The following is a 238-nucleotide window of genomic DNA, read 5'->3' as shown; positions in this document are numbered from 1 at the left end:
TAATTATTATTTTGGGTCTGCCCTTTTATTTCTACTATGAATATAAAGCCGGTTTTGTTAATACACGTAAAGCTTTTTGGTCCAGTCTTTGGATGATCGTTTATCTCATCTTTATCTCCGTTATTTCATACGCCGGAAGCCATCAATTTAACGGGATGAACTGGATTCCGTATCCTGTTGATTTTATCGTCATCATCATTGCCTCTTTAGGCTTTTATTATTGGGGCATTCATAGTTG

The 238-nt window shown here is 36.1% G+C and carries 1 pseudogene; it reads left to right on the top strand.

The features are described 5' to 3' along the window. Window positions 1-238, top strand: a pseudogene (locus HMPREF0519_RS12950) (amino acid:proton symporter); the annotation flags it as partial.

Origin of the sequence: Lentilactobacillus hilgardii DSM 20176 = ATCC 8290, from assembly GCF_000159315.1 — a bacterium.
Lineage (GTDB): Bacteria > Bacillota > Bacilli > Lactobacillales > Lactobacillaceae > Lentilactobacillus > Lentilactobacillus hilgardii.
The sequence above is the reverse complement of the archived record's forward strand: the minus strand, read 5'-3'. Positions and strand labels throughout refer to the sequence as shown.